At 58.9% G+C, this 24490-nt stretch carries 23 protein-coding genes; 14 read left to right on the forward strand and 9 right to left on the reverse strand.

Annotation, left to right across the window (positions count from 1 at the left end):
• Positions 1 to 47 precede the first annotated feature (47 nt).
• Positions 48 to 3536, forward strand: coding sequence for a carbamoyl-phosphate synthase large subunit (carB, locus tag OK142_RS11345; protein ID WP_498682806.1), 3489 nt, complete (start codon positions 48 to 50; stop codon positions 3534 to 3536).
• 307 nt (positions 3537 to 3843) lie between these two features.
• On the forward strand, positions 3844 to 4056 hold the full coding sequence (locus OK142_RS11350) for a type II toxin-antitoxin system antitoxin (RefSeq protein WP_137038000.1): 213 nt from the start codon (positions 3844 to 3846) through the stop codon (positions 4054 to 4056).
• Positions 4057 to 4095: 39 nt separating this feature from the next.
• Here OK142_RS11350 and OK142_RS11355 read toward each other — a convergent pair whose 3' ends face one another.
• From OK142_RS11355 to OK142_RS11365, 3 genes are all read right to left on the reverse strand, one after another.
• Positions 4096 to 5235 carry a GGDEF domain-containing protein gene (locus OK142_RS11355; RefSeq protein WP_498683221.1) on the reverse strand — a complete coding sequence of 380 codons (1140 nt, stop codon included), beginning with the start codon at positions 5233 to 5235 and terminating at the stop codon, positions 4096 to 4098.
• A gap of 149 nt (positions 5236 to 5384) precedes the next feature.
• Entirely contained in the window at positions 5385 to 6833 is a 1449-nt protein-coding gene (locus OK142_RS11360; protein WP_003494732.1) for a UdgX family uracil-DNA binding protein, read from the reverse strand.
• Positions 6833 to 8065 (reverse strand): putative DNA modification/repair radical SAM protein, encoded by a 1233-nt coding sequence (locus OK142_RS11365; RefSeq protein WP_498682809.1) that lies wholly within the window; start codon positions 8063 to 8065, stop codon positions 6833 to 6835. Before OK142_RS11365 ends, OK142_RS11360 begins: the two co-directional genes overlap by 1 nt.
• Positions 8066 to 8286: 221 nt before the next feature.
• Here OK142_RS11365 and greA point away from each other — a divergent pair, with 221 nt between their 5' ends.
• Together greA and OK142_RS11375 are read left to right on the forward strand one after the other, a co-directional pair.
• Entirely contained in the window at positions 8287 to 8763 is a 477-nt protein-coding gene (greA, locus tag OK142_RS11370; RefSeq protein ID WP_010972123.1) for a transcription elongation factor GreA, read from the forward strand.
• Between the two features lie 93 nt (positions 8764 to 8856).
• Positions 8857 to 9912, forward strand: a complete 1056-nt coding sequence (locus OK142_RS11375; RefSeq protein ID WP_498682811.1) for a glycosyltransferase family 4 protein — start codon at positions 8857 to 8859, stop codon at positions 9910 to 9912.
• A gap of 187 nt (positions 9913 to 10099) precedes the next feature.
• On the opposite strand, the gene OK142_RS11380 is transcribed toward OK142_RS11375, so the two are convergent.
• The gene (locus tag OK142_RS11380) at positions 10100 to 10567 is read right to left on the reverse strand and encodes an Lrp/AsnC family transcriptional regulator (protein ID WP_003494724.1); all 468 of its coding nucleotides are present in this window, start codon (positions 10565 to 10567) and stop codon (positions 10100 to 10102) included.
• A 266-nt stretch (positions 10568 to 10833) separates the two neighbouring features.
• On the opposite strand from OK142_RS11380, the gene trxB reads away from it, so the two are divergent.
• The 4 genes from trxB to OK142_RS11400 all read left to right on the forward strand — a co-directional run bounded on the left by trxB (position 10834) and on the right by OK142_RS11400 (position 14864).
• Complete coding sequence (trxB, locus tag OK142_RS11385) at positions 10834 to 11808, forward strand: thioredoxin-disulfide reductase (RefSeq protein WP_137038005.1); 975 nt, start codon at positions 10834 to 10836, stop codon at positions 11806 to 11808.
• A 24-nt stretch (positions 11809 to 11832) separates the two neighbouring features.
• Positions 11833 to 12729, forward strand: a complete 897-nt coding sequence (locus tag OK142_RS11390) for a LysR family transcriptional regulator VtlR (protein WP_035242757.1) — start codon at positions 11833 to 11835, stop codon at positions 12727 to 12729.
• 601 nt (positions 12730 to 13330) lie between these two features.
• On the forward strand, positions 13331 to 13621 hold the full coding sequence (locus tag OK142_RS11395) for an ArsR/SmtB family transcription factor (protein ID WP_137038006.1): 291 nt from the start codon (positions 13331 to 13333) through the stop codon (positions 13619 to 13621).
• 130 nt (positions 13622 to 13751) lie between these two features.
• Positions 13752 to 14864, forward strand: a complete 1113-nt coding sequence (locus OK142_RS11400; protein WP_137038007.1) for an alkene reductase — start codon at positions 13752 to 13754, stop codon at positions 14862 to 14864.
• 58 nt (positions 14865 to 14922) lie between these two features.
• On the opposite strand, the gene OK142_RS11405 is transcribed toward OK142_RS11400, so the two are convergent.
• Positions 14923 to 15312 carry a DUF6220 domain-containing protein gene (locus tag OK142_RS11405; RefSeq protein ID WP_498682815.1) on the reverse strand — a complete coding sequence of 130 codons (390 nt, stop codon included), beginning with the start codon at positions 15310 to 15312 and terminating at the stop codon, positions 14923 to 14925.
• The gene (locus tag OK142_RS11410; protein ID WP_498682816.1) at positions 15312 to 16349 is read right to left on the reverse strand and encodes an NAD(P)H-binding protein; all 1038 of its coding nucleotides are present in this window, start codon (positions 16347 to 16349) and stop codon (positions 15312 to 15314) included. Before OK142_RS11410 ends, OK142_RS11405 begins: the two co-directional genes overlap by 1 nt.
• 89 nt (positions 16350 to 16438) lie before the next feature.
• On the opposite strand from OK142_RS11410, the gene OK142_RS11415 reads away from it, so the two are divergent.
• Entirely contained in the window at positions 16439 to 17383 is a 945-nt protein-coding gene (locus OK142_RS11415) for a LysR family transcriptional regulator (protein ID WP_003494713.1), read from the forward strand.
• Between the two features lie 14 nt (positions 17384 to 17397).
• On the opposite strand, the gene OK142_RS11420 is transcribed toward OK142_RS11415, so the two are convergent.
• Positions 17398 to 17664 carry a DUF2188 domain-containing protein gene (locus tag OK142_RS11420; protein ID WP_003494712.1) on the reverse strand — a complete coding sequence of 89 codons (267 nt, stop codon included), beginning with the start codon at positions 17662 to 17664 and terminating at the stop codon, positions 17398 to 17400.
• Between the two features lie 195 nt (positions 17665 to 17859).
• Here OK142_RS11420 and OK142_RS11425 point away from each other — a divergent pair, with 195 nt between their 5' ends.
• Complete coding sequence (locus OK142_RS11425; protein ID WP_137038011.1) at positions 17860 to 18966, forward strand: calcium:cation antiporter; 1107 nt, start codon at positions 17860 to 17862, stop codon at positions 18964 to 18966.
• Positions 18967 to 19183: 217 nt separating this feature from the next.
• Here the strand turns inward: OK142_RS11425 and OK142_RS11430 are convergent, their stop codons facing one another.
• The gene (locus OK142_RS11430) at positions 19184 to 20386 is read right to left on the reverse strand and encodes a pyridoxal phosphate-dependent aminotransferase (protein WP_004430390.1); all 1203 of its coding nucleotides are present in this window, start codon (positions 20384 to 20386) and stop codon (positions 19184 to 19186) included.
• 210 nt (positions 20387 to 20596) lie between these two features.
• Here OK142_RS11430 and OK142_RS11435 point away from each other — a divergent pair, with 210 nt between their 5' ends.
• The 4 genes from OK142_RS11435 (at position 20597) to OK142_RS11450 (ending at position 23730) form a co-directional block, all read left to right on the forward strand.
• The gene (locus OK142_RS11435) at positions 20597 to 21526 is read left to right on the forward strand and encodes an EAL domain-containing protein (protein WP_498682819.1); all 930 of its coding nucleotides are present in this window, start codon (positions 20597 to 20599) and stop codon (positions 21524 to 21526) included.
• Between the two features lie 146 nt (positions 21527 to 21672).
• Positions 21673 to 21984: a hypothetical protein gene (locus OK142_RS11440; protein WP_080600265.1), complete on the forward strand. Its 312-nt coding sequence runs from the start codon at positions 21673 to 21675 to the stop codon at positions 21982 to 21984.
• Positions 21985 to 22167: 183 nt separating this feature from the next.
• Entirely contained in the window at positions 22168 to 23070 is a 903-nt protein-coding gene (locus tag OK142_RS11445) for a DMT family transporter (RefSeq protein WP_082182702.1), read from the forward strand.
• 444 nt (positions 23071 to 23514) lie between these two features.
• On the forward strand, positions 23515 to 23730 hold the full coding sequence (locus tag OK142_RS11450; protein WP_003494703.1) for a cold-shock protein: 216 nt from the start codon (positions 23515 to 23517) through the stop codon (positions 23728 to 23730).
• Positions 23731 to 23818: 88 nt separating this feature from the next.
• Here OK142_RS11450 and OK142_RS11455 read toward each other — a convergent pair whose 3' ends face one another.
• On the reverse strand, positions 23819 to 24463 hold the full coding sequence (locus tag OK142_RS11455) for an MBL fold metallo-hydrolase (RefSeq protein WP_035242151.1): 645 nt from the start codon (positions 24461 to 24463) through the stop codon (positions 23819 to 23821).
• Positions 24464 to 24490: the final 27 nt, after the last annotated feature.

Genomic DNA, 24490 nt, shown 5'->3' on the forward strand with positions numbered 1-24490 from the left:
CACCCTGGCTGGTGTTTTGCGCAACCAAAACGCGGAACGAGAGAGCCATGCCGAAGCGCCAAGATATCAAGTCCATCCTCATCATTGGCGCGGGACCGATCGTCATCGGTCAGGCATGTGAATTCGACTATTCCGGCACACAGGCCTGCAAGGCGCTGAAGGAAGAAGGTTACCGGGTCATCCTGGTCAACTCCAACCCGGCCACCATCATGACCGATCCGGGCCTTGCCGACGCTACCTACGTCGAGCCTATCACCCCGGAAGTCGTAGCCAAGATCATCGCCAAAGAACGCCCGGACGCGCTGTTGCCGACCATGGGCGGCCAGACGGCGCTCAACACCGCGCTTTCCCTGAAGCGCATGGGCGTTCTCGACCGCTACAATGTGGAAATGATCGGCGCGAAGCCCGAAGCCATCGATATGGCTGAAGACCGCGCCCTCTTCCGCGAAGCCATGGCCCGCATCGGCCTCGAAACGCCGAAGTCCATGCTCGCCAATGCGACCGAAATCAAGGACGCCGACCGCAAGAAGCACGAAGCCGCGCGTGCCGAACTCAAGGCGAAACTTTCCGGCGCGGAGCTGGACAAGGCGCTGGACGATCTGGAAAACCAGTGGAACCTCGGCGAGACCGACCGCAAGCAGCGTTACATGGCGCATGCTATTGCGATTGCCGCTCAGGCCATTGACCATGTCGGTCTGCCCGCCATCATTCGCCCGTCCTTCACGCTCGGCGGCACCGGCGGCGGCATTGCCTATAACCGCTCGGAATTCTTCGACATCGTCTCCGGCGGCCTCGACGCTTCGCCGACCACCGAAGTGCTGGTGGAAGAGTCTGTTCTCGGCTGGAAGGAATATGAGATGGAAGTGGTCCGCGACACCGCGGACAATTGCATCATCATCTGCTCCATCGAAAACATCGATCCGATGGGCGTCCACACGGGCGACTCGATCACGGTTGCGCCGGCGCTGACGCTGACCGACAAAGAATACCAGATCATGCGCAACGCCTCGATCGCGGTGCTGCGTGAGATCGGCGTGGAAACCGGCGGCTCGAACGTGCAGTTCGCCGTCAACCCCAAGGACGGCCGTCTCGTCGTCATCGAAATGAACCCGCGCGTTTCGCGCTCGTCCGCTCTCGCCTCCAAGGCGACCGGCTTCCCTATCGCCAAGATCGCCGCCAAGCTTGCCATCGGCTACACGCTGGACGAGCTGGAAAACGACATCACCGGCGGCGCGACACCTGCCTCGTTCGAACCGTCGATCGACTACGTCGTCACCAAGATCCCGCGTTTTGCCTTCGAGAAATTCCCCGGCGCCTCGCCGATCCTCACCACCGCCATGAAGTCGGTCGGTGAAGTCATGGCCATCGGCCGCACCTTCGCGGAATCGCTGCAGAAGGCCCTGCGCGGCATGGAAACCGGCCTCACCGGTCTCGATGAAATCGAAATCCCCGGCTTTGAAGAAGGCGAAGGCTCCAAGAACGCCATCCGCGCCGCCATCGGCACGCCGACCCCGGATCGCCTGCGCATGGTCGCACAGGCTCTGCGCATGGGCATGACGGCGGAAGAAGTTCACGAAAACAGCAAGATCGACCCCTGGTTCATTGACCAGTTCAAGGCCATCGTGGATACGGAAGCCCGCATCCGCGAACATGGCCTGCCGAAGGATGCCGAAAACCTGCGTATGCTGAAAGCCATGGGCTTCTCGGACGCCCGCCTCGCAAGTCTCACCGGCAAGCGCCCGAAGGAAGTGGCGGAACTGCGCAACAGCCTGAACGTCCGTCCGGTCTTCAAGCGCATCGACACCTGCGCGGCCGAATTCGCTTCGCCGACCGCCTATATGTATTCGACCTACGAAATTCCCTTCGTCGGTGCTGCCCGCTCTGAAGCGCAGGTTTCCGACCGCAAGAAGGTCGTCATCCTCGGTGGCGGTCCAAACCGCATCGGCCAGGGCATCGAGTTCGATTATTGCTGCTGCCACGCCGCTTTCGCGCTGAAGGACGCCGGCTTCGAAGCGATCATGATCAACTGCAACCCGGAAACCGTCTCCACCGACTACGACACCTCCGACCGCCTCTATTTCGAACCTCTGACGGCCGAAGACGTGATCGAGATCATGCGCGCAGAGCAGGAAAAGGGTGAATTGGTCGGCGTCATCGTGCAGTTCGGCGGCCAGACCCCGCTGAAGCTCGCCGAAGCGCTGGAAAAGAACGGTATCCCGATCCTCGGTACTGCGCCTGACATGATCGACCTTGCCGAAGACCGCGACCGCTTCCAGAAGCTCCTGATGAAGCTCGATCTCGCCCAGCCGAACAACGGCATCGCCTATTCGGTCGAGCAGGCACGCCTCGTCGCGTCCGAAATCGGCTTCCCGCTGGTCGTGCGTCCTTCCTACGTTCTGGGTGGCCGCGCCATGCAGATCATCCATTCGGAAGGCCAGCTCCAGACTTATCTGCTCGACACGGTTCCGGGCCTGGTGCCCGAGGACATCAAGCAGCGTTATCCGAACGACAAGACCGGCCAGATCAACACCCTGCTCGGCAAGAACCCGCTGCTGTTCGACAGCTACCTGACCAACGCCGTCGAAGTGGACGTCGATGCGCTGTGCGACGGCGAAAACGTCTTCGTCTCCGGCATCATGGAACATATCGAAGAGGCCGGCATCCATTCGGGCGACTCGGCCTGCTCGCTGCCGTCGCGTTCGCTCAGCAAGGAAACCCTCGACGAGCTGGAGCGCCAGACGACGGCGCTGGCCAAGGCGCTCAATGTCGGCGGCCTGATGAACGTTCAATACGCCATCAAGGACGGCACCATCTACGTTCTCGAAGTCAATCCGCGCGCCTCGCGTACCGTGCCTTTCGTCGCCAAGACCATCGGCGCGCCGATTGCCAAGATCGCCGCGCGCGTCATGGCCGGCGAGAAGCTTGAGCCGGCGATTGCCGCCTATGGCCAGAAGCCCGATCCGCGCAACCTGAAGCACATCGCCGTCAAGGAAGCGGTCTTCCCCTTCGCCCGCTTCCCCGGCGTCGACATTCTGCTCGGACCGGAAATGCGCTCGACCGGCGAAGTCATCGGCCTCGACACGGATTTCGCGCTGGCCTTTGCCAAGAGCCAGCTTGGCGCCGGCGTCGACCTGCCGCGCTCCGGCACGGTCTTCGTCTCCGTGCGTGACGACGACAAGGAAGGCGTTCTGCCGGCCATCCGCATTCTGGTGGAAAGCGGCTTCAAGGTGCTGGCAACCGGCGGCACCCAGCGTTTCCTCGCCGAAAAGGGCATCAACGCCGAAAAGATCAACAAGGTGCAGGAAGGCCGTCCGCACATTGAGGACGCCATCCGCAACCGTCAGGTCCAGCTCGTCATCAACACCACCGACAGCAACAAGGCGATTTCCGACTCGAAGTCGCTTCGCCGCGCAACGCTGATGCAGAAGGTGCCCTATTACACCACGATGGCCGGTGCGGAAGCCGCAGCCCTTGCCATCAAGGCGCTGAAGGCCGGCAATCTGGAAGTGAAGCCGCTGCAGAGCTATTTCCAGTAAGCTGATCGCAAGAGAACAAAACAAACGCCGCAGGTCATTCAAATGCCTGCGGCGTTTTTGTTTTGCGTAATCGGGCTGCAATCCCGGTCCGTTAGCAAAAAGACATCATCCTTCAGCGAGACCCATGATGTCCTTATCCATAACCGACAAACCGTCCTCAGCCATTGGTAGCCATGGCGATGTGCGCGAAATCACCGGCGCCCTCCTGCCGCGGCCAGACACCGCCGTGATCTCGGACCTGCTGATCATGCCAACGGGCGACGGGAACGCTCCGTCGGTGGTCAACATCGCTCGGCGGAGTTGAGCGATGGCAGGGCGCCCCCCGGGACCGGAGCGGGTGGCCTTTCCGCTGCGGATCGAACCCGCTCTATTGAACAGGATCAGGCACGCGGCGAGCGATGAATTGCGCAGTATCAACGCGCTGATCGAGATTCTGCTGAAAGAAGCCCTCTGCCAGCGCGCCACGGCGAATGAAGCGAACGATCCGCCAACCCGACCTGACGGAGCTGCCAGCGGCTGAGGAGACGCCGGTGTATGCGATGCGCCGCTGCAGCTTGTGCTAGGCCGCGAGCGCCTCGCGAACGCAATTGCGCCCCTCGGTCTTTGCCCGATAAAGCGCGCGATCCGCCATCTCCGCCAATGTCTGGAGATCGCAGCGCATTTCGCCGGTGGTTGCGACGCCGATGCTGATGGTCACGCCCACACGCAAACCACCGCAATCGACCTCGGTTACAGACACCGCATCGCGAATGCGTTCGCCGATCATGCAGGCCTTCTGGACGCCCGCACCGGGCAGGAAGATGATGAATTCCTCGCCGCCATAACGCGCCAGCACATCGCCGCCGCGAATGCTGCCGCCAATGCGCTTTGCCACTTCCTGAAGAACGCTGTCGCCGACGGCGTGTCCGAAGCGATCGTTGATCGACTTGAAGTGATCGACGTCGAGCAACATGGCCGCATCGGTGGGATCGGGCACCGCCGGCATGGCCTGGAAGAAGAAGCGGCGGTTCTTCACGCCCGTCAGCGGATCGGTGTTGGCGAGAACCAGCAATTTCCGCTCGGACCGCTCGGCCACCAGCATCATCACGAACAGGGCGATCGCGAAGTTCAACATGATGATGAAGAAAAACGCATCGACCAGATTGATGGTGGCGTAGTCGGGGAAAAGCACGCTCTTCACCACCGACAGCGAAATCAGGCCCGAAACACCGGTGATCGCACCAAGCGCCAGACGGGACAGGAGCGGCTCCTTGCGCCACCTTGCGAAAAGCCCGCCCGCCCCGGCAAGATAGGCCAGAGCGGCACAACCGTTGAACAGGGCCGCACGATATGTGTTGTTGTCAGCCACCTGCTGCGCAAGGACAATCGCCAGCAGGGCAATGAGGCAGACGACAAATATGGTCCTCCTGCCGGCAGAGCGTCCGTTACTCAGGATTTTAAGGCCGAGCCAGATCAGTGCATAACCCAAAATACCGAAGATGATGCTGCCGAGTTGCCATAAGGCCGGCGACATGATGCCCCACTCACCGTAACCGGCGAGCGTCGAGCCGATCGTCATGGCTGCAAAACCCGCAGCAAGCGCCGTCGGACCGCGCAAACCGCGGTTTGTGAGCTTCAGATATATAAAACTCAGCATCCCAACAATGTAAGAACACTTTTGCATCAGTATCACTGTTGCAAGATCCAGTTCGCCAAGCATCATACGCCCACACAATAAATAAATAGAACGGATGCAATTATAGTATTAAGTATAAAATTTCAATAAAAATAACCAATAAACAAAAAGTAAATTACATTCACGCAAATTAAAATGATCATCTATAATAATATACGAACATACAAAATAATCTATTCAAATAACCTTATAAACTCAATTTCTTTCCTGAAATTCTGCATTTCCGCATCCTTTTGCTGTGAATCGGGAAGGCGAAGAAGATAGGATGGGTGCACCGTGACAAAGAGCGTCCGCTCCTCCTGCATCGGTATCGGGCGGCCCCGGACATCAGAGACCTTTTCCTTGCCGCCGGTCAGCGCGTAAAGCGCCGTGGCGCCCATGGCAACGATGAGCTTCGGTCGCACCAGCGCAATTTCCTGGTTAAGCCACCAGCGACATTGCTGCACTTCGCCCGCATCCGGCCGCTGGTGAATGCGCCGTTTGCCGCGGGCCTCATATTTGAAGTGTTTGACGGCATTGGTGACATAAAGCTTTTTGCGGTCAATGCCGGTTTCAGCCAGCGTCCGGTCGAACAGCTGGCCGGCGGGACCGACGAAAGGTTTTCCGGCCAGATCCTCGTGATCCCCCGGCTGTTCGCCGACGATCATGACCTTCGCATTCTCCGGCCCCTGACCGAAAACCGTCTGCGTTGCCTTGCAATGCAGGGCGCACCGCGTGCATTGGCCAGCCTCCCGCGCCAGCGAGGCGAGCGTGCCGTCCGGCACCGGTTGCGGCTCTTCCCGCGCCGAGGCTGCAGCCTGCAGGCGATGGTGAAACGGTTGCGGCTGGCTTGCCGCCTTTGCCGCCATTTCCAGCACCCGCGCCTCGGCCCCCAGAACGAGACCGGGAATAAGGTCGGCTTCGGGCAGGTTCTTCCAGTATTTCTTCGGCATCTCCGCCGTCATCGCCTTTATCTTCAGACGCGCCGGATTGAATATATTGGCATAGTAGGTCCGCCAGAGCTCGTCCGTCTCATCCGTCAGATCGGGTTTTACCGCAGCCTCGCGGGATGTTTGCAACACGCGCCCGTCCCACCGCGCGGACCCGTTCGGTGTGGCGATCAGCCAGTCCATATCTGTAAACCGGCGCTGGAAAAACGGCGCTGTGCGCTCGACGATGAAGTGATCCGGCTCAAACCATGCGACGAAACGCCGCCGCCCGCCCTGCCCCTGCGGCAAGGGTATTTCCTTGAAGCGAACGAAGGCCGTCATCTTGTGACAATCGCGGCGAACGGATTTTTCAAGCCGCCGGGCTTCGGAAACATCCGCATCGGACTTGAACTGCAAGAGCGCGCGATCCCGCTTCAGCCGCCACAGCAGCCGGTAAAGCAGTGCGAAACGGCCTGGATCACTGTGACAGATAATGGCTTGCGCCAAAGCCACGAAAGAGGCCGGAACGGACACCTGCGCGCGCCCTGTACCGGACACGGGCAACGGCTCTCCGGCAAAATCGAGAAACCCGCCCCCCTCATCTCGCAGCCGCCAGTCAATCGCTTCCGGCGGCACATCGGCAGCGAGCGCCGCGCGTGCCGCATCACGCCACTCGCCGAAATCGCCCCGCCCTTCCAGAACCGGGCCATACATCACAACAGCGATAATTGTTCGGGCTGCGGGGCAAACATCGCCCGCAGATCGGGCCGCTCGGTCAGTTTGCCCGGCGTCCAGCCTTCGGCGACAATGAAGGCCTTCACCTTTTTCAGCGAAACGCCGAAGCGGGCGATATCCTCCAGCCGCAACCGCCGAAACCGGCGCGATGACAGGACTGAAGCGACCGTCTTGGTGCCGAAGCCGGGCACGCGCAGCAACATTTCGCGATCCCCAGCATTGACGTCCACCGGAAAACGGTCGCGATTTTTGAGCGCCCAGGCAAGCTTCGGGTCGATATCGAGATCGAGCATGCCGTCGCCGCCGATCGCGGTTATTTCACCAATGTCGAAGCCGTAAAAACGATAGAGCCAGTCCGCCTGATAAAGCCTGTGCTCGCGCATCAAGGGCGGCTTGATAAGCGGCAGGTTTTTGGAGGAATCCGGAATGGGGCTGAACGCCGAATAATAGACACGCCGCAAACCATAGCTGCCATAAAGCCGGGCGCTGGTGGAAAGAATGGTGCTGTCATCAGCCCCATCCGCCCCCACGATCATCTGCGTGCTTTGTCCGGCAGGCGCAAAGCGTTTGGTCTTTCGCGTTCTGACGGTCGGTTCCCCCGCCTCCTCAATCTTCAAGCGGATATCGGCCATCGAGCGGCGAATATTGGCGGGTTGCTTTTCCGGCGCAAAACGGCTGACGCCGCTATCGGTCGGCAATTCGATGTTGATCGACAGCCGGTCGGCGTAAAGCCCCGCTTCCTCAATCAGCTTTGGCGATGCTTCCGGAATGGATTTCAGATGTATATAGCCGCGAAAACCATGCGTGACACGCAGTTCCCGCGCCACCCGCACCATCTCTTCCATTGTGTGATCAGACGAGCGGATGATGCCGGAGGAGAGAAACAGCCCTTCGATATAATTGCGCCGGTAGAACTCCAGCGTCAGCCACACCACCTCCTCGGCGGTAAACCGCGCCCGCTCCACATTGCTGGAGGAACGGTTGATGCAATAGGCGCAATCATAGATGCAGAAATTGGTGAGCAGGATCTTCAGGAGCGAAATGCAGCGCCCATCCGGTGCATAGGCATGGCAGATGCCGGACCCCTCTGTGGACCCAAGTCCGCCCGATGCGGCAGAGCTGCGTTTCGTCGTGCCGCTGGAGGCACAGGACGCATCGTATTTGGCCGCATCGGAGAGAATGGCCAGCCGTTGCCTGATTGACTTCTTCATGACAATGTTCACTATATGTTCTATTGAAAAATGTCAATCTTATCGGTTAAAGTCCTGAATGAATGGAGAAATATGCCCGTCTCAAATTTGCTGGCATTTCGCTGTCGTCTTCTGATATAGTCGGCTCAGTTCTGATTTTGGCATGGTTCCGGAGTTCCTCTCCGGAACCTGTTTCTTTTTGTGTCTGCAAGTAAAGCGACCGGAATGCGAAGGATAAAAAAATGGTAGAAAAAGTACCGATGACTCAGGGTGGATTCGTCAAGCTGCAGGAGGAGCTGCGCTTTCGCCAGCAGGAGGAACGTCCCCGTATCATCGAGGCGATTGCCGAAGCGCGCGCCCATGGCGACCTTTCGGAAAACGCCGAATACCACGCTGCCAAGGAAGCTCAGAGCCATAATGAAGGCCGCATCACCGAGCTCGAAGACCTGACCGCGCGCGCGGAAGTCATCGACCTTTCCAAGATGTCCGGTTCCAAGATCAAGTTCGGTGCCACGGTAAAGCTGATCGACGAGGATAGCGACGAGGAAAAGACCTACCAGATCGTCGGCGACCAGGAGGCCGATGTGAAGGCAGGCCGCATTTCCATTTCCTCACCCATCGCCCGTGCCCTCATCGGCAAGGAAGTTGGCGACAGTATCGAAGTCAACGCGCCGGGCGGCGCAAAGGGCTATGAAATTCTCGCGGTACAGTGGGGCTGATTGCCCTGACATGCGGTGCGCCCTTGCGGGCGCATTGCTTTCTGACGTGTTGAATTTCCAAATACGCTCCAGCCGTAAAGACGGAAGCCCATCTTGCCCCATGCCAGTCTGAAAGATGTGCAGGTGCTTGCGCCGAACTTCAAGCGCAGGCTTTCCGGCGTCACCTCCACCATCGTGCAGCTTATTCCGGTGCAGAACCGGCTGGGCCAGAAGGTGGCGGTCATCGGGCCCGGCCTGCCGCAGCACCTGCCACATGTGCGCTTCCGTGATCTGTGGCAACTCTGGCAAAACGGCCCTCTGGGCACCCCCCGCATCTGGCACGCCCGTCGCAATCTTGAAATGTTGCCCGGCATTCTCATGCGTGACGTGCTGCGCATGAAGGTCAAGCTGCTGTTTACTTCGGCAGCACAGAGGCGGCATTCCGCCTATACCCGCTTTCTGATTTCGAAGATGGATGCGGTTGTCGCGACAAACGGCCGCTCCGGCTCGTTTCTGCAGGTTCCCCATCGCGTCGTCATGCATGGCGTCGACACCGACCTGTTTCATCCGGCAACCGGCCCCGAGGATACGATCGCTTCGACCGGTCTGCCGGGGCAATATCTGATCGGCTGCTTCGGCCGAGTACGCCACCAGAAGGGCACTGACCTCTTCGTGCGGGCCATGATCGAGCTTTTGCCTGACTATCCCGAATGGACAGCAGTCGTTTCGGGCCGCGTGACAGCGGAGCACAAGGCTTTCGCCGACAAGCTCATCGCCGATGTTGCGGCGGCCGGCCTTTCGGACCGGATCGTGTTTCAGGGCGAAGTCGACGACATCAAGCCGTGGTATCGGCGGTTGACGCTTTATGTCGCACCGTCGCGCAACGAGGGTTTCGGATTGACACCGCTCGAAGCCATGGCGTCCGAAACCGCCGTCGTTGCCAGCAATGCCGGCGCATACGAGGAAATGATCGTTCAAGGCGAGACCGGCGCGGTCGTCGAAGCCGGTGACTACACGTCCCTGCAGGATGCGATAAAGACCTACCTTGCCAATCCGGCTCTGGCCAAAAGCCACGCAAATGCCGGACTTGTGCATGTGCGCAGCACTTTTCCCCTGGAAAAAGAGGCGACAAGCCTCGGCGAAGTCTATGAAGCGCTGCGGCTCGGATAAAACGCCGTGCGCGCTTTTGAGCGCCACGATACCCAACAAAATTCCATATGCAGGCATCTCCCTCCTTCCGTCATTCCGGCCCTGAGCCGGAATCCAGCCGACGCGCGTCTGCGCGGCGGAGAGAGTCTTTTCAGCCCAAGGACTTGGGCTGGCTGGATTCCGGCTCAAGGCCGGAATGACGGAAGGGTCAGATTTCCACGAGACCGACGCGCTTGACCTGGCGGATGGTGAGCATGGTGCGCACCGTATCGACATTCTCGTCGGCCGTCAGAACCTCGATCACGAAATCCTGGAACTCGGTCAGGTTTCTCGCAACGCAATGCAGCAGGAAATCGCTTTCGCCTGATACCATCCAGGCCTGACGCACCAGCGACCACCCGGCTGTCGCCGCCGCAAACGCCTTCAGATTGCTGTCCGACTGGCGCTTGAGGCCGACCATGCAGAAGGCCACGAGATCGAAACCGAGCTTCGGCGCGTTCAACATGGCGTGATAACCCTCGATCACGCCGGCTTCTTCCAGCTTGCGGACGCGCCTGAGGCACGGCGGAGCCGAAATTCCGACCCTTTCGGCCAGCTCCACATTGGTCATGCGCCCGTCGCGCTGCAATTCGCGCAGGATTTTCAGATCGATGGCATCGAGTTCGACGCTGGTCACGGAGACGTTCCTCGTTAAGCTGGGGAACTTCCTTGTACTATTCGGCGCAGGATTCGCAACAATATGCCGCCGGCCGGTCACAAAATTGCGCGCGCATCCACAACTGCCTTGTTGGTAACGCAAGGCTGCCCTTGAATAAAGACACTAGACAACCTTAAATACCGGGCAATGAAGGGGTTGTGGCCTGTCCGCCGTCTTGCGGCTGGAAGGCCTGGTGCCGAAAGGCACCGTTACGCAAAGTCCCCGCTGTTGAAAGGAATGTTTCCATGTCTGCCCGCCATACGAAGGTATTGATCATAGGCTCTGGTCCCGCCGGTTATACCGCGGCGATCTACGCGGCCCGCGCAATGCTGAAACCCGTGCTGATCGCCGGCATGGAACAGGGCGGCCAGCTGATGATCACCACCGATGTCGAAAATTACCCCGGTTTCGCCGATCCCATCCAGGGTCCGTGGCTGATGGACCAGATGCTGAAGCAGGCGACCCATGTGGGCGCGGAAATCGTCAGCGACCTCGTCACCGAAGTTGAGACCGATGTACGGCCTTTCGTGGTCAAGACCGATTCCGGTGAGGTCTGGACTGCCGACACGCTGATCATCGCCACTGGCGCCAAGGCGAAATGGCTCGGCATCGAAAGCGAACAACATTTCCAGGGCTTCGGCGTTTCGGCCTGCGCTACCTGCGACGGTTTCTTCTATCGCAACAAGGATGTGATCGTAGTCGGCGGTGGAAACTCCGCCGTGGAGGAAGCGCTCTATCTCGCCCATATCGCCAAGTCCGTGACCGTCGTGCACCGCCGCGACAGCTTCCGCTCGGAGAAGATCCTCCAGGAACGGCTTTTCGCCAAGGAAAACGTCAAGATTCTCTGGAACACGGAAATCGCCGAAATCACCGGCGCTCCGGCCAAGCCGCCGATGCCGCCCTCCGTCTCGGGTGTGCGGCTGCGTGACACCAAGACCGGTGTGATCAGCGATACGCCCATCGACGGCGTCTTTGTCGCCATCGGCCATGCTCCGGCTGTCGAATTGTTCAAGGGCAAGGTGAAGCTCAAGGACAACGGTTACATGTGGACCGCGCCCGATTCCACGGCAACGGACGTGGAAGGTATTTTCGCGGCCGGCGACGTCACCGACGACATTTACCGTCAGGCGATCACCGCCGCCGGCATGGGCTGCATGGCCGCCCTGGAGGCCGAACGTTATCTCACCGCGCAACAACCGCTCGCGGTCGCAGCGGAATAACCGAAAGGCAGGATAGGCATGGCAATGCCATTGGACTGGGATAAACTGCGCATTTTTCATGCCGCAGCCGAAGCGGGGTCTTTTACCCACGCTGCCGACAAGCTGCATTTGTCCCAGTCGGCCATCAGCCGCCAGGTCAGCGCGCTGGAACAGGATGTCGGTGTGAAGCTGTTTCACCGCCACGCCAGAGGTCTCATCCTCACCGAGCAGGGCGAACTGCTGTATCGCACCGCCCATGACGTGCTGCTGAAGCTCGAAACCGTCAAGATGCAACTGACCGAGACGACGGAGAAGCCGAGCGGCAAGCTGCGCGTGACGACGACCGTTGGTCTCGGCCAGGGCTGGCTCACGGACAAGGTGCAGGAATTCCTGCAACTCTATCCGGAAATGTCGATCCAGCTCATCCTCGACAACGAGGAGCTGGATGTGAACATGCGGCACGCCGATTGCGCCATCCGCCTGCGTCAGCCGCAGCAATCGGACCTCATCCAGCGCAAGCTGTTCACGGTCCACATGCACGTCTATGCCGCACCGTCCTACATCAACCGCCATGGCGAGCCGCAGTCGATCGAGGATCTGGACAACCACCGCATCATCTCCTTCGGCGAACCCGCGCCCAACTATCTGCTTGATGTCAACTGGCTGGAAAATGCCGGGCGTTCCTCCGACAATACGCGCACGCCGCATCTGCAGATCAACAGCCAGACGTCGATCAAGCGCGCCTGCCTGCTGGGAATCGGTATAGCCTGTTTGCCGGATTACATCGTCGGGCGCGATCCGGGATTGATTCAGTTGTCCCTCGCCGCAGATATTCCCTCGTTCGATACCTACTTCTGTTACCCGGACGAGATGAAAAACGCAGCGAAACTGAAAGCCTTCAGGGACTTCGTCGTGGCAAAAGCACGAAACTGGAATTTCTGACGTTTAAATAGGCCAACGCCACAAAACATCATACTAATTCATGGAGTTGGCCTGTCTGGCGCAGCCATGCGCCGGGGGCGCTCCACGCCAGCTTTGCACAGAAAATATACCGGAAATATGCAGACCTGCGCGGTGCGCATGCCTGACCTGCACAAAAAAGAGTTGTTTCGTGCACAAAAAAGCACCATATCGCACTCAGCTGATGCACACGGTGGCTTTTCCTCCCAGTTCCACCGCATCAGCTGTTCCCCTCTGGAGGTTTTTGACCTTCACACTTAAAGGGCCCTGGATCTATCCGGCGGCCCTCTTTTTTTACCCGCAAGAATTTTCCCCAATTTGGCGAAATATCGCATGATGCAACCTTGTTTTGCATTATTGCTACTCCCATATTTCAATCAGCTGTCACGCTTGCCTATGCACGCGACAGCTGTTCCCCTCTGGAGGTTTTGACCTTCAAACTTGTCAGGCCGCGGAGAAATCCAGCGGCCTTCTTTTTTGGAAGCTGTAAGGCGGCAACAGACCGGCCTTCACGGATACGTGAATTGTATATCGAAAAACATCGATATACATATCGATCACACCAGATATTAGAGAAGCGTAGATGAACCCGGAGGAAATCCTCAAAGCCCTTTCCCACCCTGCAAGGCTGAAGTTCCTTGAATGGCTGAAGTGTCCGGAAAATCACTTCTGCCAGGATCATCCGCTCAGCATGGGTGTATGCGCCAACCAGTTTCAGATCAGCGGCCTGTCGCAATCGACCGTGTCGTCGCATCTGGCGGTTCTGCAGGCGGCTGGCCTGATAAGGTCGAAGAAAGTTGGGCAATGGGTGTTTTTCGAACGCAACGAGGAAACCATCGACGACTTCCGCAATTATCTGCAAGCCAATCTTTGAGCCTCCCAAGCTTCAAGACCTGGGCATCGAACCGAAAACTGTCATTCGGTTTTCTAAAGGTTCGATGCCCGCACCAAATAGAGAGCGCGTCCCCCGCGCAATTCGCCAACCGACAAGAAAGTGAAGTCGCATGACAAGTCTTTTCGAACCGGCACAGGCCGGCGATATCGCACTCGCCAACCGTATCGTCATGGCTCCCCTCACCCGCAACCGTTCGCCGGGGGCAATTCCCAACAACCTCAACGCCACCTATTACGAACAGCGCGCGACAGCCGGGCTGATCGTCACGGAAGGCACACCGATTTCCCAGCAGGGTCAGGGTTATGCGGATGTTCCGGGCCTCTACAAGCAGGAAGCAGTCGAAGGCTGGAAAAAGATCACCGACGGCGTGCATTCGGCAGGCGGCAAGATTGTCGCGCAGATCTGGCACGTAGGGCGCATTTCCCACACGTCGCTCCAGCCGCATGGCGGCCAGCCTGTCGCCCCTTCGGCCATCCCCGCCAAATCAAAGACCTATATCATCAATGATGACGGCACCGGCGCCTTTGCGGAAACCTCCGAGCCGCGTGCACTGACCATCGACGATATCGGCCTTATCCTTGAAGATTACCGCACCGGCGCGCGCGCAGCACTTGAGGCCGGTTTTGACGGCGTCGAAATCCATGCCGCCAACGGTTATCTGATCGAGCAGTTCCTGAAATCCAGCACCAACCAGCGCACCGACGAATATGGCGGTTCGATCGAAAATCGCGCCCGTTTCCTGCTCGAAGTCGTCGACGCGGTAGCGGAAGAGATTGGCGCTGGCCGCACCGGCATCCGCCTTTCTCCCGTCACCCCGGCCAACGACATTTTCGAGGCCGATCCGCAGCCGCTTTATAACTATGTGGCGGAAGAGCTTGGCAAGCGGGGCCTCGCCTTCATCCATGTCGTTGAAGGTGCAACCGGTGGTCCCCGCGACTTCAAGCAGGGCGACAAACCCTTCGATTACGCCGCCTTCAAGGCCGCCTATCGCAATGCCGGCGGCAAGGGCCTCTGGATCGCCAACAACGGCTACGACCGCCAGAGCGCCATCGAGGCGGTGGAAAGCGGCAGGGTGGATGCCGTGGCCTTCGGCAAGGCCTTTATTGCCAATCCGGATCTGGTGCGCCGCCTGAAGGACGACGCGCCGCTGAACGAGCCCAATCAGCCGACCTTCTATGGTGGCGGGGCTGAAGGCTATACCGACTATCCGGCTCTTGGCTGATAATCATCGACAAATCCAAAACGCCGCACTGCTTCAAAGCAGTGCGGCGTTTGCCGTTTCAGGACAGGCTGCGCGCCTGCCGCGCCGCAAAATCAGAAAACGCACCCATGACGAAGGCGTTGGCCACATGCAGCGCCTGCAGCAGGCCATTTCCGGTTTCCTGCCCGATGCTCATCAGTGCCACCTGGAGGCAGTAGAGAGCCAGCAGCGCGACCGCACGGGCAAGGTTCGGCCGCACCTCGTCGTAACGCAGGGCAAGAACCACCAGCGACATGATGGGAATGGCGATCAACATGCCAAGCCCTTTGTGCAGCGAAATCAGCGATCCGTCATAATAGATCGACAGTCCGGCCAGCAGCACCTGCGCAAAAATCAGCACCGGCACGATCGTCGAAATCACGGCGAATAGCCGGCGCCGAGCGGACATCCCGTTCACTGCGGTCGCCATCACACCCTGCCCCTGGCATCGACCGGATGGTGAAGGCCCGCCGCTTTCGGCGCCTCTTCAAGGCAGCCGAGGCTCGCCAATGTCGTGGATACCGCTATATCGATGGGTGTTTTCGGTTCCGTTCCGAGAAAATCCGTAAGCTTGCGGTTGCTCATCCGGATCGGCATCTGCCAGAGATATTGCATTTCCAGCACCTCCCGGAACAGGGGAACGAAGGGCGCCGCCAGCTTTATGCCCAACCAGGATAGTCGCCGCCACTTGACCGGATGGCCAACGGCCCGTTCGATCGCACCGGTCAATTGCATCCCGTCGAAATCCCAGAAACCCTCCATGTGATAGACCGCAAAGGTCGAAAGCTCCTCGGCGCGGTCAAGCAGCCGCCCGATCGTCTCGGCCACATCAGGCAGGTACGCCCATTGATGCCCGGCATGGGGCGCTGCGGGATTCTGGACGCTGCGAACCGGCTTGCCCGGCCGCACCAGCATCTGCGAAAACCAGTTGTTTTTCGCGTCCGGGCCGAAAAAATCACCCGCGCGGACGATCAGAACGGGAATGCCGCGCATTGACGCCATTTTCAGCCGCCGCTCCATTTCGACACGTAAGGTGCCCTTGCGGGTAAATGGCTTTTGCGGGCTGTCTTCCGTCAGAAGCGGAAAGGCGTCCGGGCCGAAATTATAGACGCTGCCGGGAAATACGATCCTCGCACCGCTGGCCTCGGCGGCGGCAATGGTATTGTCGAGCATTGGCAGCACCTGCCTGTCCCAGTTGCGATATCCGGGAGGATTGACCGCATGGACGATAAGTTTCGCGTCCTTTGCGGCCCCCACCACGTCCTGCCTGTTCATGGCATCGCCAGTCACGCGCTCCACACCGTCCGCCGAAGCAGTCTGTGCCGGCTGACGTGTCATCGCCCTCACCCGCCAGCCGCGCTGCAGCAGCATCTTCGAAATCTGGCTGCCGACACCGCCATTCGCCCCGACGATCAGGGCCAGTGGCGTGGCATTCTCAGCCGCATTTGCCTGGTTTTCATATATCATCGCCGTACTCCTTGTTATGGGCTGGAGTATCGTCCCGTTCCGCGGTATACGAAATTATCGAAATCAGTGGAGCGGCTATACAAAATATTATGACCAGAAGCCGTGACATCAGCTGGGATTTCTATCGCACCTTCCTCAGCGTGCTAAGCGACGGTTCGCTTTCCGCCGCCGCCCGCGAACTCGGCATCACCCAGCCGACGGCGGGACGCCATATCGGCGCGCTGGAAGAGGCTGTCGGCTTTCCGCTCTTCATCCGCTCGCCGCACGGCCTGATGCCGACGGAAGCAGCGCTGGCACTGCGGCCCTATGCGGAAAATCTGGCAGCGACGACCGCAGCCCTCATGCGCGCGGCCTCGGGCGAGGTGGGCAAGATCGAAGGCACCGTGCGTATCAGCGCATCGGATATTATCGGTGTGGAAATGCTGCCGCCGATCATCGCAGCCATGCAGGAAGTTCATCCGCGGCTTGAAATCGAGCTTTCGCTCTCCGATACGCTGGAAGACCTTTTACGGCGTGAGGCCGATATAGCCATTCGTATGACCGAACCGCAGCAGGATGCGATCGTCATGCGCTACATCGGCAATTTTCGTCTGGGATTTCATGCGACGCGCGATTATCTGGCAAAAGCCGGCGCCCCGGAAAGCATGGAAGACCTCAACCACCACCGCATGGTCGGTTTCGACCGCAAGACGCCCTTTATCCGGGCGGCTATTCAGCGGATGCGTTCGCTCGATCCGGAAATACCCGATATTGAAGAGATTTCCTTCGAAATCCGCGCCGACAGCAACCTCGCCCAGCTTGCCATGATCCGCGCCAGTGCAGGCATCGGCGTCTGCCAGATCGGTCTGGCGCGCAAGGATCCGCGTCTCGTCCAGGTCCTTCCGAAAATCGACATTCCACTGCACACCTGGGTCGCGATGCACGAAAATCTCAAGACCTCGCCGCGATGCCGTGCCGTGTTCAGCGCCCTTGTCGATGGCCTCAAGGCCCATCTCAAGGAAACCGATCCGGGCGCTCCGCCGCAACGGCGCTAGCACCGTTCCACGCATCAAAACGGTCTGGCGGGGGGTGAAGTCTTGTCGACCACCTCTGCTTCCGGCCGGTCGCCGCCCTGGCTGTATTCCTCATGCCAGTGGCCACGCTCGTCCTGATAGCTGATTTCCTCGTCATCGCCCCCCACCTGCTGCTCGGCAGCGACGATGCGCGCCGCCTCGACGGCATCGGCATAAGAAGGGAAGGTTTCTGAATAAGCGCCGTTCATGCGGTAGGCGAAGCCTCCGTCATGCTCAACGATTTCATAGACCACTTTGGTCATGCATGTTCCTCCTGTTTTGGTAGGTGACATGGCAACCACAACCGCGTTTCAAGCATTGCATCCGACGGGGACACCACGGCATGAGCAGCATGTCCTGCAACACCACTATCCTACCAAAAGCACTCAAGCGCAAATCCTGCTTGATCTGAAAGACGATACGTCACAGCCTGGGACTGGCACGGGGAAGGGAAATCGATGGCGGGTTCTATTCTGAAACAGGAGCGCATGCTGCTCCTGGCAATACCGGCGGCAATCGTCGCCTATATGGCCGAACATGCAATATTCGAGGCCGGCAAAACGGCGTCTCTCATAGCCGCCATCGCACTCATCGGGATGATCATACTGGTGTCGATGCGGGTTGCCCATCACGCCGAAATTCTTGCCGCCAAGGTCGGCGATCCCTATGGCACCATGATCCTGACGTTGTCGGCGGTGGCGGTGGAAGTGCTGATCCTCGCCATCATCATGAGCGAATCCAGCTCACCAACCCTGGTGCGCGACACGATCTATTCCGCCGTGATGATCGACATCAACGGCATTCTGGGCCTCGCCGCCCTGCTCGGGGGCCTGCGCCACGGCGAGCAGCCCTATAATGACGATTCCGGCAAGACCTATGGCGTCATGATCCTGACTGCCATGGGTATTTCGATGATCGTGCCGGAGTTCATTCCCGATGAAAGCTGGCATGTCTATTCCGCCTTCACCATCGTCGCCATGATCGCGCTCTATGCACTGTTCCTGAAAATGCAGGTCGGCCCGCACAGCTATTTCTTCAGCTACGCCTATCCCCGCAAGGCGCACCCGACCGGCCAACCGTCCGACAGCCATGCGGATGAGGAGGAAGAAGGCAGCGTCTCCCTCTCCATCGGCCTCATCATCGCCGGCGTGGTGCTGATCGGTGTTCTGGCGGAATTCATGGCGGCCTTCCTGAGCCAGAGCCTCGAAGGCACGAGCGCGCCACCGGCATTGATGGCGGTCGTGGTAGCGACGATCTCCGCCTCACCGGAAATCCTGACCGCCCTCCGGTCCGCATTGCGCAACCGCATGCAGGCCGTCGTCAATATCGCCATGGGCGCGTCATTGTCGACGGTCATCCTCACCGTCCCGGTCATGGAAGGCATCGCGCTTTACACCGGCCAGCCCTTCATCATGGCGATGACGCCGGTTCAGACCGTCATGGTCTTCATCACCCTCATCGCCGCCGCGATCAATCTCAATGACGGTGAAACCAACGCGATCGAGGGAATGACCCATTTCATTCTCTTCGCCACGTTCATCATGCTGCTGTTTCTCGGGCTTTAAACGAAAAGAAGCCAGGCATTGCCGCCGGAATTTCAAGCATATGACCGAGGCGTCGAAACCTATCCTCCGTCATCCTCGGGCTTGACCCGAAGATCCATCGCCGCGGGTTGTGGATCCTCGGGTCAAGCCCGAGGATGACGTCGAATGTGCGGGCATCTATCAGAAACAAAAAAGCCCGGCGTCGCTGCCGGGCTTCCGTCAAAATCGCAACGACCGATCAGCGGCAATCGGCGCAGAAACGCTGGATGCGTTTGCAGGCCTCTTCCAGCAGCGCTTCCGACGTGGCGTAAGAAATGCGGAAGTTCGGGCCAAGGCCGAAGGCCGATCCCTGCACGACGGCAACGCCTTCGGCTTCCAGAAGCTCGGAGACGAAATCCACATCCGACTCGATGACCTTGCCCGACGGCGCGGTCTTGCCGATCATACCGGCGCAGGACGGATAGACGTAGAACGCGCCTTCCGGTGCCGGGCAATTGATGCCCTTGGCCTGGTTGAGCATGGAGACGACGAGGTCACGACGGCCTTCGAAGATCTTCTTGTTGGTCGGAATGAAATCCTGCGTGCCGTTCAGCGCTTCAACAGCCGCCCATTGCGCGATGGAGCTGGCGCCCGAGGTCTGCTGGCCCTGGATCATGTCCATGGCCTTGATCAGCGGCAGCGGGCCGGCCGCATAGCCGATACGCCAGCCGGTCATGGCATAGGCCTTGGAGACGCCGTTCATCGTCAGCGTGCGGTCATAGAGCGAAGGCTCCACTTCGACCGGCGTGACGAATTTGAAATCGCCATAGGTCAGGTGCTCATACATGTCGTCCGTCAGCACCCAGACATGCGGATGCTTGACCAGCACGTCCGTCAGCGCCTTCAGCTCGTCATGCGAATAGGCAGCACCCGAGGGGTTGGACGGAGAGTTGAACACGAACCACTTGGTCTTCGGCGTGATCGCCTTTTCAAGCGCTTCCGGCTTCAGCTTGAAATTGTCTTCGAGCGTGGTGTCGACGAATACGGGCGTACCGCCGCAGATCGCCACCATTTCCGGATAGCTGACCCAGTAAGGGGCGGGAATGACGACTTCATCACCCGGGTTGAGCGTGGCCATGAAGGCGTTGAAAAGGATCTGTTTGCCGCCCGTGCCGACAATCGTCTGCTCCGGCTTGTAGTCCAGGCCGTTTTCGCGCTTGAACTTGTCGGCAATGGCCTTGCGCAGTTCCGGAATGCCGGAAACAGGCGTGTATTTCGTTTCGCCGCGCTTGATGGCGTCGATGGCCGCTTCCTTGATGTTTTCGGGCGTATCGAAATCCGGCTCGCCCGCGCCAAGGCTGATTACATCACGGCCCTTCGCTTTAAGCTCACGGGCTTTCTGGGTAACAGCGATGGTGGCGGATGGCTTTACGCGGGAGAGAATGTCGGCAAGGAAGGCCATTTTTAATCGGTCCTGTTGTGGTTGACATCGGCAGAGGCAGAAAATCCCATCTTCTGTGGCATTTTCTATGTCGAAAGACAGACGCTCTTTCAAGGCCAAAAGCGGCATATGTGACATAGCGGAGAATTTAAACCCTGCTTAACCCGGAAGTAACGCTTAATGCTCTACAATCGCGAGCTTAGAGGACGTGTCTCTAGAGCTGGTTGAAAAATGGCGCCCAAAAGCATCTTTTCCAGTCTTGTCCGCGAGGTCGATGGCACATGGTCCACGGCCTATAGCCCCTTCAACCTGAAATCGGCCCTGCAGCCCATTTTTCGCCGAACGACAAGTGGCGCGCTCGACATCGATTCCTTCGAAGGTCTGGTGCGACCCCACCGCAACGGCGAGCCGGTGACGCCGGGTGAATTCTTCTCCCTGGTGGCGCCTGACGATATCGAAAATATCGACAGCATCCTGCGCACCATCCACATCCTCAATACCGGCAGGCTCAACCGGTCCCGCGCCCGCATCTTCGTCAATTTCCATCCGGGCCTGTTCCAGACCCCGGCCAAGATGCGGCAGGAGGTGGAACGCATGCGGCTGGCCGCCCACGAAGCCGGCATGACGGCGGACCGCATCGTCTGCGAAATCTCCGAGAAAAAGGCGTCTGACACGCAGATAGTCGCCGATTTCGCCTACCACATGCATGATATCGGCTTTCGCGTGGCGCTGGACGACTACGGCGCCGGCGATTCCGACATCGACCGGGTGAAACTCATCAAGCCGGACTATGTGAAATTCGAAGCGGGCTGGGTGCGCGATTTCATGCAGAATTCGGCGGGCGCCGCCCTTCTGCGCGTCATCGTCAGCCAGTTCCGCAACGATGGAATAGAGCCAGTCTTCGAAGGGCTGGAAACCAGCTGGCAGGTCGAACTGTGCGAGGAACTGGGCGTCCTGCTGATGCAGGGTTACGTTCTGGCGAAACCCGAGCTCGCGCCGACAACATTCGACGCACGCTTTCCCGAACTCGGCAGCGAGTATTTTTCCCCTTCGCCGAGAGCGGACAGGAACGCGGCCGCACCGGCATTTTCCCGGGAAGAACGCACGCCTGAAGCGCATCCGCTGCGCCAGACCCGGACCTTCGGAAAACGTGGCCTCTGACGCCATTGGCGGCGGCAACGGCCCCATAATCGGCCTTGCCGCAATATCGCCACAATAAATACTCTGGAACGCCAGAATTCGGTCTCCAAGCCGTCCATTTCGAAGCCTCTTTTATCCTTCAGGAACAGGGACAAGAGGCAATCGCCATGTTTACCAACGATCGGACTTCCGTTGAAAGGTTGAGGGCGCAGAGAACGCTGTTCTCGCTCTGGATGGCGGTCGCGGCGTTTCTTGTCATTGTCACCATGGCAGCCGGCATTGCAACCTCGGCAAATGCAGCGGCTCAGGCGGTCGATACCCTGCACACATCCGCTATCCCGCAGGTGGCGACAACATCGCAGGCCGGTCCTCACATGCTGCTTATGATTCTGTCGGCCGCAGCCTTCATCGGCCTCGGCATAGGCGGCCTGACACTCACCCGGCGAAGCCTGAAGGATGAAGCCCGCCGCTTCAAATAGGCCGCCACCATAAAGGGCGGCATCAGCTCCCGCACCCGCTACGGCCATCTCCCCTGACTTGCGGCATCGGCAGCTTGCTGCTAAAGCACCAGCGAAACCGTCGGATAGACATTTCAAAAAATCCCCGAATTTCCAAGGCCGTGACTGAATGATCTTCCGGCCCCTGCTGTGCTGGTGCCAATCATGACGCGTATTCAGGCCAATATGCTGCTTCTGCTCGCCGCAGCGATCTGGGGAGGTGGTTTCGTCGCCCAGTCCTCCGCCATGGCCTCGATCGGCCCGTTCTGGTTCGTCGGCCTGCGTTTCGCCATTGCCGCCATCGCCGTTTTGCCATTTGCGATGATGGAGACCCGTTCGAAAAAATCGCCGCCGCGCCGCAGGGAGATTGGCAGCTTCATTCTCGTGGGCCTCGCGCTGTTCGGCGGCGCCACCACCCAGCAGGTCGGGCTTTTGACCACGACCGTCACCAATTCCAGCTTCCTGACCGGGCTTTACGTCATCTTCGTTCCGGTCATCGCCGTCGTCCTTTACCGGCGCCACCCCCACTGGATCGTCTGGCCCTGCGCCCTGATGATGCTGGGTGGCATTTTCCTGCTCTCCGGCGGCGCGTTCGAAACGCTGACGCGCGGCGATATTCTCAGCATCATCTGCGCCTTCTTCTGGGCGATCCAGATCACGCTCGCCGGCCGTTTCGTCTCCGAAAGCGAGCGGCCTCTGGCGCTTTCCTGCACCCAGTTTGCAGTTTGCTCCCTTTTGAGTTGCATGATCGGGGTGGTCTTCGAACCCATCAGCATGGCATCCATCGAGGCATCGCTGGCGGAAATTCTCTATGTCGGCCTCGTTTCCTCCGGCCTCGCCTTTGTGCTGCAGGTCATCGGCCAGCGTTACACGACGGCGCCGCAGGCGGCGATATTCCTGTCCTCGGAGGCGCTTTTCGGCGCTTTGCTGGCCTCGGTTTTCCTGAAGGAAACCATTTCCAACGCAGGTTATGTCGGCTGCCTGATCATTTTCGTCGCCATATTGATCGTCGAACTGGTGCCGGAACTGACGCGAAAGCGGCAAAAATCCATGGCTGGAACGGCGTGACGCCAAAAGAACGTATTTTTCTCATTCGCTGAAAAATCGAGGCTGGATATTCAAATCTTGCCGGGAAAACCAAAGGTGAACGGCAATTATTTCATCAACAATCGATTATGCGGAAAAAATATGCGATTCCACGCAGTAATTCTACCGCAGGTTTTTTATCTGACAAAAAGCCCGTGAAAACTTTTGCTTGCCAATTTTAAATAAACGCATCACTCTACCGCGGTTCGGGCAATTTGCGAGCATGGGAAGGCCTATAAATTTGCGCACTGGGGACGCTATAAACCTCGGGCGGTGGGACGAAAAACGTTGGATGAGAACGCCATTACTTCCCGCTGTGAAGGTCCTTTTTCTCAATAGTCAAGAACTGCCTGCCAACGCCCTCGCGGGGCAAAACTGTAATGCTGCCTGTAGCTGAACGCGGGCAGAGCGAAAAGGACCTGATGCATGGCCGAAACTGGCACCGTAAAATTCTTCAATACAGACAAAGGCTTCGGCTTCATCAAGCCAGACAATGGTGGCGCTGATATCTTTGTTCACATCTCTGCTGTACAGGCTTCCGGCCTGTCCGGACTTTCAGAAAATCAGAAAGTGAGCTTCGACACGGAACCGGATCGTCGCGGCAAGGGCCCGAAGGCAGTCAATCTGCAGATTGCTGGCTGACCCTAAAACGGCTTTCTTTTCTAGTTGAAGCCCGGCAGGAATGCCGGGTTTTTTTGCGCGCAGCTGACAGGCACCAAGATGCCGTAACTCAGATACCCTTGAGATAGGGATTGGTGCGCCTCTCCTCACCCAGCCGCCCGCCCGGCCCATGCCCGCAGATAAAACCGACATCATCGCCGAGCGGCAGCAGCTTGTCGCGAATGGATGCCATCAATTGCTCATGGTTTCCACCCGGCAGATCCGTGCGGCCGACCGATCCCGCAAACAGCACGTCACCGACATGGGCAAATTGCTGGTCGCGATTGTAATAGATGACGTGGCCCGGAGCGTGACCCGGGCAATGATAGACCTCGAACACATGATCGCCGAAGGAAACCTTGTCGCCCTCTTTCAGCCATTGGTCCGGCAAAACATTGCGAAGGCCGCTGATGCCGTATTTTTCGGCCTGCGCCTCGACCCTCTCGAGCAGCGGTCGATCGTCCTCATGCGGACCGATCACCGGCAAGGAGAGCTTTTCACGCAATTCATCGGCGCCGCCGGCATGGTCGAGATGCCCGTGCGTCAGCCAGATTTCCTTGAGGGTGATGCCGTTTTCGGAGACCACCTGAAGGATAACGTCCACGTCCCCGCCGGGATCAACCACGACCCCTTCCTTGGTATCCTGATCGAAGAGAATGGTGCAGTTCTGTTCGAACGGGGTGACCGGAATAATGCCCGCCTGCAACTTTCCCATTTCTCGCATCTCCTTGTCTGACAAATC

The sequence above is a fragment of the Agrobacterium sp. BT-220-3 genome (genome assembly GCF_025910175.1).
Classification (GTDB): Bacteria; Pseudomonadota; Alphaproteobacteria; order Rhizobiales; family Rhizobiaceae; genus Agrobacterium; species Agrobacterium oryzihabitans.